This is a genomic window from Bradyrhizobium iriomotense, from assembly GCF_018129405.1.
Classification (GTDB): Bacteria; Pseudomonadota; Alphaproteobacteria; order Rhizobiales; family Xanthobacteraceae; genus Bradyrhizobium; species Bradyrhizobium iriomotense_B.
Window position 1 is genome coordinate 103,175 of record NZ_JAFCLP010000014.1, and the last position, 12,338, is coordinate 115,512.

Annotated in this window: 8 protein-coding genes; 5 read left to right on the top strand and 3 right to left on the bottom strand. The window is 64.4% G+C overall.

Annotated elements, in window-relative coordinates; genetic code table 11:
- Positions 1-6 precede the first annotated feature (6 nt).
- On the top strand, positions 7-984 hold the full coding sequence (locus JQ592_RS25595) for a hydroxyacid dehydrogenase (protein ID WP_211405547.1): 978 nt from the start codon (positions 7-9) through the stop codon (positions 982-984).
- Positions 985-991: 7 nt separating this feature from the next.
- On the opposite strand, the gene JQ592_RS25600 is transcribed toward JQ592_RS25595, so the two are convergent.
- The gene (locus JQ592_RS25600; protein ID WP_211405548.1) at positions 992-2,158 is read right to left on the bottom strand and encodes an ABC transporter substrate-binding protein; all 1,167 of its coding nucleotides are present in this window, start codon (positions 2,156-2,158) and stop codon (positions 992-994) included.
- A gap of 286 nt (positions 2,159-2,444) precedes the next feature.
- Between JQ592_RS25600 and JQ592_RS25605 the strand changes: the two genes are divergently transcribed.
- The 3 genes from JQ592_RS25605 (at position 2,445) to JQ592_RS25615 (ending at position 8,999) form a co-directional block, all read left to right on the top strand.
- Entirely contained in the window at positions 2,445-4,874 is a 2,430-nt protein-coding gene (locus JQ592_RS25605) for a bifunctional diguanylate cyclase/phosphodiesterase (protein WP_211405627.1), read from the top strand.
- An 87-nt stretch (positions 4,875-4,961) separates the two neighbouring features.
- Positions 4,962-6,257 carry an MFS transporter gene (locus JQ592_RS25610; RefSeq protein WP_211405549.1) on the top strand — a complete coding sequence of 432 codons (1,296 nt, stop codon included), beginning with the start codon at positions 4,962-4,964 and terminating at the stop codon, positions 6,255-6,257.
- Between the two features lie 156 nt (positions 6,258-6,413).
- The gene (locus JQ592_RS25615) at positions 6,414-8,999 is read left to right on the top strand and encodes an EAL domain-containing protein (protein WP_211405628.1); all 2,586 of its coding nucleotides are present in this window, start codon (positions 6,414-6,416) and stop codon (positions 8,997-8,999) included.
- A 361-nt stretch (positions 9,000-9,360) separates the two neighbouring features.
- Here the strand turns inward: JQ592_RS25615 and nhaA are convergent, their stop codons facing one another.
- On the bottom strand, positions 9,361-10,713 hold the full coding sequence (gene nhaA, locus JQ592_RS25620) for a Na+/H+ antiporter NhaA (RefSeq protein WP_211405550.1): 1,353 nt from the start codon (positions 10,711-10,713) through the stop codon (positions 9,361-9,363).
- A gap of 477 nt (positions 10,714-11,190) precedes the next feature.
- Between nhaA and JQ592_RS25625 the strand changes: the two genes are divergently transcribed.
- Complete coding sequence (locus JQ592_RS25625) at positions 11,191-11,625, top strand: DUF6789 family protein (RefSeq protein WP_246820661.1); 435 nt, start codon at positions 11,191-11,193, stop codon at positions 11,623-11,625.
- Between the two features lie 49 nt (positions 11,626-11,674).
- Here the strand turns inward: JQ592_RS25625 and JQ592_RS25630 are convergent, their stop codons facing one another.
- Positions 11,675-12,310, bottom strand: a complete 636-nt coding sequence (locus JQ592_RS25630) for a response regulator transcription factor (RefSeq protein WP_211405552.1) — start codon at positions 12,308-12,310, stop codon at positions 11,675-11,677.
- Positions 12,311-12,338: the final 28 nt, after the last annotated feature.

The window sequence follows — 12,338 nt, forward strand, 5'->3', positions numbered from 1 at the left end:
CTTGTCGTGAAGGTCCTGCTCGCGCACACGCCGGAGATGCGGCGCAATTACTACGGCGATCGCAGCCTGAACGGCCTGCGCGCGACCGCCGAGGTGATCCTGCACGAGAGCGATGAAACCCTGGACGCCGCCGGCCTCGTGCGCGCCGCGGAGGATGCCGACATCATCGTTGCCGATCGCATGACGGAAGGGCGCGGCGAGATCTTTGCGCAACTGCCGCGCCTGCGGGCCTTCGTCCGCTGTGCGGTCGACATCCGCAACGTCAACGTGGACGCGGCCTCGGAGGCCGGCGTGCTCGTAACCCGCGCCGGCCCGGGCTTCGTGCAGGCCGTCGCCGAGCTCGCGCTCGGCTTCATGGTCGATCTCTCCCGCGGCGTGTCGCGGACGACGGCGGACTACCAGGCCGGCCGCAAGCCCGAGGCGCGGATGGGCCGCCAGCTCGCCGGCAGCAGGATCGGTATCATCGGCTATGGCAGCATCGGGCGCTATCTCGCCGAGATCGCAAAGGTGCTGCGCATGGAGGTGCTGGTCTCCGATCCCTTCGCAACCGTCAGCGATGGCGCGATCCGGCAGGTCAGTCTCGACGAGCTCCTCGCTGCGTCGGACTATGTCGTCTGCCTCGCCATCGCCAACGAGCAGACCGAGAATTTGATCGGAGAGGCGGCACTGGCGCGCATCCAGAAGCATGCCGCCTTCGTCAATCTCTCGCGCGGCAATCTCGTTGACGAGGCCGCGCTGGCCCGCGCGCTGCGCGAGAACCGGATCGCCGGTGCCGCGATGGATGTCGGCCGCGCCCCCGACCAGATGCCGACGCCGGAGCTGGCGAGGCTTCCCAACGTCATCGCGACCCCGCATGTCGGCGGCCTGACGCCGCAGGCGATCGAATACCAGTCGCTGGAAACCGTGCGGCAGGTGGAAGCGATCGTCAGGGGCGAGGTGCCGCAGGGCGCCGTCAACGCCGAGCGCTGGACACGGCGACCGTGAAGCGGCCCTACAGCCGGTCCACCGCCTTGAACGTTCCGTCCTTCTGGATCACCGTCAGAAACACCTTCGGCGGCGTGTCGATCGAGCGCATGCCGACGGTGACGATGCTGCCGCTGATGTCGAAGCGGCCGATCTCGTTGACGGCGCGCAAGAGGCTCGCGCGCGTCGGCTGCGGTCCTGCCTTTTCCAGCGCCGCAGCGGTGAGGCGGCCGGAGAGATAGCCTTCGAGCGACACGAAGTCCGGCGTCAGCGTCGGGTCGAATGCCTGCTGCGCCGCCTGGTAATCGGCGACGAGCTTGAGCGAACGATCCCAGGGAAACGGCACGACCTGCGAGACGATGACGCCTTCGCCGTCGGGGCCGAGCTCCTTGGCGAGCGCATTGGCGCCGACGAAGGAGATGTTGACGAAGGTCGGAAAAGAGCCGCTGCGGTGCGCGAGCTTGATGAACTCGGCGCAGGGCCCGTAGGTCCCGACCATGACGATGGCCTCGGGCTCGGCGCGCTTGATCGTCCGCCACGCCATGCCGACCGCGCGGGTGTTGCGCTCGAAGGTGCCTTCGGCGGCGAGCTCGAGGCCGCGCTTGGCGAGCGCGCGCTTCACGCCGGCAAGGCCATCGCGGCCGAAGGCATCGTCCTGGTAGAAGATGCCGATGCGGGTGAACTGCCGATCCTCGGTGAGGTGCTTGACCCAGGCCTCGGCCTCCGCGCCATAGCTCGCGCGGATGTTGACGACGTTGGCAAGCTCGAGGTCGCGCAGGAACTCGGCGCCGGTGAACGGGCCGATGAAGGGGATGTTCCGGGAACTGGTTATCGGTATCGTCGCCATCGCGGTCGGCGTGCCCACCGCGCCGATCAGCGCGAACACTTTGTCGTCCTCGATCAGCCGCAGCGTCTGCGCGACCGAGCGGTCGGGATCATAGCCGTCGTCACGGCTGATGAGCTGGAGCTTGCGACCGTGGACTCCGCCCTTGGCGTTGATCTCGGTGAACGCCGCGACGATGCCTTGCCGCATGCGCTGTCCGAGTGCGGAGGAGGGGCCCTCGAGCGCGGCCGCCTGGCCGAACAGGATTGCATCGTCGCTGACGCCGGCCTCGCCGCCTTTCGCCGGCAGCAGGCTTGCGGCCAGCAATGCGATGGTCAAGGCGAGGCATGTCGCGGATCGCGATCGGGTCATCGGGATGCTTGCCGGGTGCGGGATGAGCGTGTTCGAAACAATAGTTCTGCAGGCTGAACAGCTCGCTAACCGGCGCCGCATCGATCATCCGTATGACTCCGGGTAAAACCGGCAAGTTATTTCCAGTCTGCAGCGACTTGCAGGGCAGTCGTTAACTAAGCCGCGCATTGCGGGGCGCTCTTGTTCCGAAATTGTGCAGTTCTTAACCTCGATCCTTGTCCGATAGTGGTTCCGGCGGCTCAACCAGAAGTTCGGGCCGCCGCGCGATGGGGACGTGCGGATCAAGATGGGCGGCCGCGATCAGAACGATCAGGATCGGAAGCGTAAGACCGGATGGTGGCGTGCCGCGCCGCTGCTCGGGCTCTATCGCCCTGCGCTGGTCGCTGTCGCCGTCGGGCTTCTGTTCTCGATCGTGGGCGCCGCCGCCGTCGCGCGCTGGGAAAACCGCGTCAATAGGATCGAGTTCGAGAACGCGGCCGAAACCGAAGCGATCGTCATGCAGAACGGCATGGGCGAGTACATCTCCAGGCTCGTCGCGCTGCGCACGCTGTTCGAATCGACCAACGAGGAGATCACCCGCAGCGAGTTCGAGACCTTCAGCGCGCGCCTGTTCGAGCGCCATCCCGGCATGCTGCGCATCGCCTGGCTGCCGCGCGTGAACCGCAAGGAGCGGGCCGAATACGAGGCCGCCGCGGTCGCGGACGGCGTGTCGGGCTACCGCATCAAGGCGCTCCAGGGCGATGCCTTCGCAGCCGCGCCGCAGAGCGACGAATATTTCCCCGTGTTTTACTCGACGCAGCCGAAGACGTCACAGGTCTACGGCATGGATTACACGAGCATCCCGGAACGCCTTGCGGTGCTGGAGCGCGCCCGCGACAACGATCGCTTTGCGGCGATCCGCACCCGTCTCTACGAACCCAAGGAGGGCGGCCGGCTGCCCGACGTCCTCGTCGCCATTCCCGTCTACGCCAAGGGAACCTCGCGCGACACGGTCGCGGACCGGCGTCGCAATCTGGCCGGCTTCGTGGTCGGCGTCTTCGATCTGCCGCTGCTGATCCAGTCCATTCGCGTGACCACCGGTGCCAGCCCCGCGGTCAGCGTGAACGTCTATCCGCCCTTCACCGGCCAGATCGTCAGCCTAGAGGACATGCTGCCGGACTATTCGTCCGCTGCCACCGCGCCGCAGTCGATGCGGGACGTCGCGCGGACCTTGCATTGGTCGGGCGGTCTCAAGATCGGCGATACCGACTGGCAGGTGCGCGCCATGCCGACGGCCGGCGGCGCGCTGGAGACGGCCTATGATCGCGCGGTCGCGGTCCTCATCGTCGGCATGCTGCTCACGCTGTCATTGTCGACCTATCTCATGCTCGCCAGCCGCAATTCGCGGCGGCTGTCGCTGGCGAACCGGCGGGTGCTCGAGCTCGCGCAGACCGACATCCTGACCGGCCTGCCGAACCGCGCCTTCTTCCTCGCCCGGCTCGACGAGCTCAACCGCCAGCTCGACGATAACGGCGCGACCTTCTCGATCCTGATGCTCGACCTCGACCGCTTCAAGAACGTCAACGACTCCCTCGGACACGGCGCCGGCGACGTGCTGCTGCGTCAGGTGGCGCAGCGGCTGAAATCCGCGCTGCGCGCCACCGACGTGCTGGCGCGGCTCGGCGGCGACGAGTTCGCCGTCATCCAGGAAGCTTGCGAGGATCAGCGCGCCGGCTCGACCGAGCTCGCGGCACGGATCGCCAAGCTCGTGGCGCAGCCGTTCCTGCTGCCCGGTCACCGCGTCGAGATCGGCACCAGCATCGGCATTGCGATCGCGCCGGATCACGGCACCGACCAGGAGCAGCTGCTGAAGAAGGCCGACCTTGCGCTCTACCGCTCCAAATCGGCGGGCCGCAACTGCTTCACCGTCTACGACGAGGCGATGTCGGCCGAGCTCGAGGCGCGCAACACGCTGGAAGGAGATCTGCGCGACGCCATCGCGCGCTGCCAGCTCGAGGTGCACTACCAGCCGTTCGTCGATGCCACGAGCGGGGCACGGCGCGGCTTCGAGGCGCTGGTGCGCTGGCGGCATCCGAGCCGCGGATTGATCCCGCCGGATCAGTTCATTTCGCTGGCCGAGGAGACCGGCCTGATCGTTCCGCTCGGCGAATTCGTGCTGCGGCGCGCCTGTGCGGATGCGGCCGGCTGGCCCTCCGACCTGATGGTCGCCGTGAATCTCTCGCCGATCCAGTTCAAGGAAGCCGAGCTGTTCGAGATGATCTGCGCGGCGCTGGCGGATTCCGGCCTGTCACCCGAGCGGCTGGAGATCGAGATCACGGAATCGGTGCTGCTGGAGCGCGGCGTCGAGAACCACGCCTTCATGGAGCGGCTGAAGAGCGTCGGCATTGAGCTGGCTCTCGACGATTTCGGCACGGGCTATTCGTCGCTCAGCTATCTCACCGCGTTCCCGTTCGACAAGATCAAGATCGACAAGTCGTTCATCCGCAACCTCACGCACCAGCCGCGCTCATCCGCCATCATCTCTTCGATCGTGACGCTGGCGCGCGGGCTGGACATGTCGGTCACCGCCGAGGGCGTCGAGACGGCCGAGGAGTTCGAGCGGCTGAGGGCGCTCGGCGTCAATTTTGCCCAAGGCTATCTGTTCGGGCGTCCGCAGCCGGTCGACGAGATCGCATTCGACGAGTCCGTCCAGCCTTCGCAGCTCGACGCCGCCTGAGCTTACCGCCCGACGGGCATGCGCGAAAAGCGCTTGACCCGGACACCCTCAGATGGTCCGAAGGATCGTCTAGGGATGAAATAAAAAATGCGGCTTCCGTTCTTCTACGGCTGGGTCGTGGTCGCCGTGACCTTCGTCACCATGGCCATCGGCGTCAACGCACGCACGGCCTTCTCATTGTTCTTTCCGCCGATCATCTCCGAATTCGGCTGGGAGCGCGGCATCACCGCGGGCGCCTTCTCCTTCGGCTTCGTGGCCTCCGGCGTTGCGAGCCCGTTGATCGGCCGTCTGATGGATCGCGGAGGTCCCCGCGCCGTGATGGAGCTCGGCGTCGCGCTGATGGGTGGTGGACTGCTGCTGGCACCGCTCACCAGCCAGCCCTGGCATCTCTATGTCACCATCGGCGTCATGGTCGGCGCCGGCAGCGTCTGTCTCGGCTATTCCGGCCAGTCGCTGTTCCTGCCGAACTGGTTCATCCGCAAGCGCGGCTTTGCCATCGGCATCGCCTTCGCCGGCGTCGGCATCGGCTCGGTGACGCTGCTGCCATGGGTGCAGCACATGATCGAGCAGACCGGCTGGCGCACCGCCTGCACCGCGATGGGCCTGCTGGTCCTGATCGCGCTGGCGCCGATCAATCTGCTGCTGCACAAGCGCCCCGAGGATATCGGCCTTCAGCCGGACGGCGATGCCGCACCTGGCGCAGGCACGGCAAAACCGATCTCCAACGTGGTCGATCCCGTCTGGGTCAACACCGAATGGACGCTGAAACGCGCCGTCGCAACCGCGCGGTTCTGGTGGATTGCGGTCGGCTATTTCTCCGGCCTGTACATCTGGTACGCGGTGCAGGTGCATCAAACGAAATTCCTACTCGATATCGGCTTCAGCCCTTCTGTCGCGGTGTGGGCGCTCGGCATCGTCAGCCTGCTCGGCATTCCCGGCCAGATCGTGCTCGGCCATGTCTCCGACCGCATCGGGCGCGAGTGGGTCTGGGCGATCAGCTGCGCAGGTTTTGTCGTCTGCTTCGGCGCGCTGATCGCGCTGAAATATCTGCCGTCGCTCTGGCTCGTCTACGTCATGGTGTTCACGCAAGGCGCACTCGGCTATGGCCTCACCTCGATCATGGGCGCGGTGGTGTTCGAGATTTTCCAGGGCAGGCACCAGGGCAGCATCTTCGGCACCATCATGCTGGCGGCCCTCGCGGGCGGTGCGGCCGGTCCATGGGTCACGGGCTTCCTCTACGATCGCGCCGGCGACTACACGCTCGCCTTCGCCATTGCGATGGTCGTGAGCGGCTTGTCGGCGCTCGCGATCTGGCAGGCGTCGCCGGGCAAGGTGCGTGCCGTAGCCGGGCGGCTGCACAAGCTCAAACCGGCATCCGAATAGGTTCCGGACGCATCAAGATATCTTCGCTTTTTTCGCCGAACGTTAAGCATGTCGCGTCTTGGCCGAACGCGGAATGATTGCAAGAACGTCTTGGACACCATCGGAGCGTTAAACCTCTCGCCGATTCCGCATTTCCCGATGCCGCCGGGTCAGACGATGTTCGCCTCCGATCGCCTTGTGACAGACATTCCGGACCTGCTGCGCGCCGCGCTCGAACGCGCCGACGACGGCATCGTCATCGTCGACGAGGCGCATCGCATCACGCATTTCAACCCCGCCGCGGAGCGGATCTGGAAGCTCGCCGCCACCGCGGTGCTCGGCCGCGATGCCGCCGTTCTCACCCTCAGATGTCTCGAGGCCGGTGCGGCCGCGGATTTCCGCGAGGAGATCAGCCTCGTGCGGCGCGACGGCAGCCGTATCAAGGCGCTCGTGTCGATGTCGTCGGCGACGGTCGACGGCGCGACCCATCGCATCGTGTTCGCGCGCGACGTCACCCTCGATGCCGAACGCGGCGCCAGGATCGGGCTTCTCCACGCGGTCTCCGACCAGACCACCCGCGTGGTGATCGTCACCGACGTCGAGCAGAGCATTGTCTACGTCAATTCCGCGTTCACGGCGCTGTTCGGCTATACCAGCGAGGAGGCCGAAGGGCGCCGCGCGGGCGAGCTGATCGCCGGCCGCCACACCGATCGCAAGGCCGTTGAGAACCTCGTCAAGCGCCTTGTGACCGACGGCCACCCCGGTGAGGTCGAGGCGCTCGTCTACGACAAGGACGGCGAGGAGATCTGGGTCTCTGCCCGGATCGACGCCTTCCGCGACAAGAAGGGCCGGGTCAAGCACATCTTCGCGCTGCTCGAGGACATCACCGAATCCCGGCAGCTGCGCTCGCTGCAGCAGCTGATCATGGCGGCGCTCGCCGACGAGGCGCCGATCACCGAGATTGCCGATCGGCTGTGCCGCCGCGTCGAGCAGATCGCGCCCGGCGTCGTCTGCTCGCTGCTGCACGTCGATGCCGCCGGCCTGCTCCATCCGCTGGGCGGTCCGAGCTTGCCCGAGGACTATTCCCGTTCGCTCGACGGCATCGCGATCGGTCCCGAGGTCGGGACGTGCGGAACCGGAGCCTTCTACGGCATTCCGGTTCTGGTCGCCGACATCGATGCCGATCCGCGCTGGCAGCCCTACAAGGCTCGGCCGCTCGAAGTGGGCTTGCGCGCCTGCTGGTCGACGCCGATCAAGGCCAAGGACGGCCGGGTCATCGGCACCTTCGGTTTCTATTATCGCGAACCGCGGGCGCCGAGCAGATGGCACCGCCAGATCGTCGATGCCTGCGTCAACCTCGGCGCGTTCGCGATCGAGCGCAAGGAGGCGCGCGCCGAAATCGCGCGGCTCGCCTATCACGACATGCTCACCGGCTTGCCGAACCGTGCGCAGCTGCGGCACCTGATCACGACTGCGATCGATGCCTGCCCGACCGGCAGCCATGTCGCGCTGGCCTTCCTCGACGTCGATCATTTCAAGGACGTCAACGACACGCTCGGCCACGCCGCCGGCGACGAGCTCCTGATTCAGCTCGCGCAGCGCCTGCGCGAGCATATCGGCCCCGAGGACATGCTGGGACGGCTCGGCGGCGACGAGTTCGTCATCCTGCTGCCGCAACGCAACGCCGAGGCCGCCGAGCGCATCGCGGCCGGGATCACCGAAGCGCTGGCCGCGCCCTTGCGGCTCGGGTCGAAGCACATGCAAATGTCGGCCAGCATCGGCATCAGCCTCTATCCCGATCACGCGACGGACATCGACACCTTGATGCAGCAGGCCGATGCCGCCATGTACATGGCCAAGCAGGCCGGCCGCTCCACTCATCGCCTGTTCAGCGCCGAGATGAATGGGCTCACCGAGCAGCGGCTGGCGCTGATCGCTGCGCTGCGCCGTGCCATCGCGGAAAGCGCGCTCAGCCTCAGCTACCAGCCGCAGATCCGCAGCTGCGACGGCGCCATCCACGGTGTCGAGGCGCTGGCACGCTGGCATGATGCCGAGCTCGGCGACGTCTCGCCGGCAAAATTCATTCCGCTCGCCGAGGAGTGCGGCCTGATCGAGCAGATCGGCCTGTGGTCGGTGCGCGAGGCCTGCCGGCAGATGGCGAGCTGGCGCGGCGCCGGGCTCAATATCCCCAGCGTCTCCGTGAACCTGTCGCCGATCAATTTCCGCAACGTCACGCTGGCCGCGCGCCTCAAGGACATCCTGGCCGAATACGATTTACCGCCGGACGCCTTGATGCTCGAGATCACCGAGGGCGCGTTCATGCAGGACAGCGTCGCCGCGCTCGAGACCATGAACGCGATCCGCGAACTCGGCGTCGGGCTCTCGGTGGACGATTTCGGCACCGGCTATTCCAGCCTCAGCCGCCTCGCCAATCTGCCGATCTGCGAGCTCAAGATCGATCGCAGTTTTATGCGCGATATCGAGCGTGACGCTGGCGCGCTCGCGATCGCCACCGCCGTGGTGCGCGTCGGCCAGGGCCTCGGCATGACCGTCGTCGCCGAAGGCGTCGAGACCGAAGGCCAGCGCCGGACGCTGGCCGAGCTCGGCTGCGACGTCGTGCAAGGCTTCCTCTACGCCCCCGCGCTCGCCCCCGTCGCCTTCGAGCGCTGGCTGATCGAGCATTGCGCCGAGCAGGCGAGGGCGATGCTGGGGCGGCTGGATGTTGCGGTGGTGGAACGCGAGGCGGTGAAGCGGTCGGCTTAGGCCGTCTGCCTATCAACCCGGCGGCGTCATGTGACTGATGACTACGTCCGCTTTGCTTCTATAGCGACCAAGTTCGTGCGGCAGCGCCGTATATCGCGATGGGCCAATTGCCGACAAAATCTAGGTTGTCAGATTTCCCCGCTTCGGGTCGAAACAAGCCGAATGGAGGCAGGACCTTCTATGTTGGCGCTAACATAGTTTTGCGCGGCCGAGATGAGAGTTTCTACGGCGGATCGATTGTACGAAGGATGCTTCGGATTTAGGTGCAAGCCAGTTTCGACGATCATCACCTGGGTAATCCCGGAGGGTAGAACTTCAACGGCGAATGATACGAAAGATACGTGCGGAGCCTTGAATGACATTAGAGTAACTTTCCCTGACGTCGAACGTAGGTGATGCCCCAGCCAAGGCCTAGTGTGGCGGCGACAAGCGAGCCGAGGAGTACCCCCAGTTTCGCCGCCCTCAATAATCCTTGATCGGAGAAGGCGAGCATCGAGATGAAGATCGACATGGTAAAGCCGATCCCAGCCAGCAGGCCGACCAGACAGACGCCACCCCACGAAACGCCAGGAGCAAGGCGACACCAGCCCAGTTGTACCGCGACCCAAGTCGCGCCGACGACGCCAAGCGGTTTCCCAGCGACCAAGGCAAGCGCAGTGCCCATCATCACCTGATGGCTCCCAGCGGAGAGATCAGCGCCCGCTAGGCTGACGCCGGCATTCGCCAGCGCGAAGATCGGCATGACGACGTAAGCCACCCACGGATGCATTGCCATCTGCACCCGCGACACCGGCGGCAATATCTCGCGGTGAGCTACGCGAAGGTCTCGCAGCGGTTGCTCCAACAGGTGCGGATCCATTGCCCTCACCGCATCGCTACTTCGCAACTGCTTGAGCACTCGCGACACTACTTCCAGCGGCGGCTCCCGCATTGATATGGCGCGTGCCGGAGTTATCAGCCCGAGCACGACACCTGCAAGGGTTGGATGGATCCCGGCTACCATGAACCCAATCCAAACCAAAGAACCGGGCAGTACGTAAAAGGGCGCAGAACCGATCCCAATCCGCTGACATCCCAAAACCGCGAGAACGCCAATTGATGCGATGATGAAACCGCCAAGCTGAAGGCTGGCGGTGTAGAAGAGGGCAATGATCAGTACCGCAATGATGTCGTCGATGATCGCCAGAGCAAGCAGGAAGACCCGCACATTGACCGGAATCGTTCGTCCAAGCAGCGCGAGCATCCCAACGGCAAAGGCGATGTCTGTCGCGGTTGGCACGGCCCAGCCTTGCGCTTTAGCCGAATCGCCATTGAGGCTCAGATAGATGAGCGCGGGGACGATGACTCCACCAGTCGCCGCGACCAGCGGCAGAATGGCTTGGTCGAGTTTGCTCAGTGCGCCTTCATGAACCTCGCGCCGAATCTCCATGCCCACAACGAGAAAGAAGACTGTCATCAGCGCGTCGTTGACCCAGAAGTGCAGCGACCGGGAAAAGATGTGTTCCCCGACACCGATTGTGAGCGGAAGATTCCAAAAGGCATGATAGCTATGTGCGAACGGAGAGTTGGCCCAGATCAGTGCAGCGGCGGCGGCAACGAGAAGCGTGGCACCACTGACTGCCTCGACATGCAGGAACCGATGAAGGGTGCCGAGGGCCTGTTCCGCCAGCCGCTGGGCTCTCGGCAGATCGTCAAATGAAGGGCTATCGTTCATGGGGCGCACGCTTTCCGCGTGGCGGCCCGACCATCGCTTGACCTGTCGCTGCTCAATGCAGCGAGCACCCGAACGCCGTTATACATCGGGATGGCGACAATTCAACCTTGGAAGAATGACCGTCGCTAATGCCTATTTTGGGTCAGAAACGGTGCTCGACTGAACGCCCCCCGGTAGGTCGGCTAGACGACGTTGATCCGCATCAAACACCGCCGCAGCGCAGTTCTCTACGCTTTAGTGAAGCCATATCGGCGACGATTGCAGCATGCTTCCCTTCACGCTTGAGCAGTTCTCAACGTCTTCGCGACCTGCAAGGCGGTCTTGCCCGCGCAGGTTGTGGCTTGCCTGCTCGACGAGGCAAGCCTGACGCCCTCAGTCGAATTGCGTCAAGGATCGCCACCAGTAGCAGCGACCGCGTGGTATTTGGAAAGCCACTCCTGACAATGAGCGACCGATATCATGCCTTCAGGCGATAGGATGTGGAAGGCAGTTGTTGCAGGGTTGTGCGGAAGCATCGCGCATTCCCTGCTGATGTATTTCAAATCTTGGGCTGGACTGCTTCCGTCATTCCAGCCCTACGAAAGTCTCCAGGCGACGCTGAGCCATGTAACCGGCACTGCAATCCATCCGGTGGTGCCTTGGCTACTTTCATTCCTGAATGGCTCAACCTTCGTCAGTTTCATCTTTGGACATCTTTATCGATGGCTGCCAGGCAACGTCGGTGCTATCAAAGGAATGATATACGGCGTGCTCGGATGGGCGATTATGGGACTGGTGTTCTTTCCTATGATCGGCCTTGGGCTATTCGCACTCCAGGTTGGACTTGGCATTTCACCCGCACTGTTCTCGCTGGCAATGCTCCTAATCTACAGTGTAACACTGGGCATGGTTTACGGCGCACTCAATTCCTGACTTGTTTGAATGTGATCAGCGCATGTCCAGCACCAGTACCGCGTCCCGCTCATCCGGTCGCGCCTGGCTCGTCCTTGGCGCCGAGCACGCCGAGCCGCTCGGCGATCCTGACCATTTCGACCACCGAACGGACCTGAAGCTTGTCCATGATCGCGCTCCGATGCGCCTTGATGGTCCGCTCGGTACTGCCGAGCTCGCGCGCGGCATGCTTGCTCGTCTTACCCTGGACGATGATCTGGAAGACTTGCCGCTGGCGCGGGGTGAGCGTCGAAAGCCGGTCCCGAAGTGCTTCCAGCTCGCCGTCGAGTTCGCGCGCATTGCGATGCCGCGCGATCGCGCGTGCGATAGCGCTTAAGAGATCATCCGCGCCAACAGGCTTGATGAAGAAGTCGTCCGCACCCGCCTTGATCGCCTTCACGGTGATGCTGACATCAGGATAAGCGCTCAGAAAGATGATGGGCAATGTCGAGCCGCGCTCGGTCAGGCGGCTCTGCAACTCGAGCCCGCTCATGCCCGGCATCCTGACATCCAGAAGAATGCAGCCCTTGCTTTCGTCGGGCTGCTGCTCCAGCAATTGCTGCGCCGATGCATAGGTGGCGACGCGGTATCCGCTTGCCTCTAGAAATTGTTGGATGGCCGATAGGTACGATGCGTCGTCATCCACGACATGGACAATGCCGGGCAATGAATTCTCCTGAACGAAAAGTAGCTGC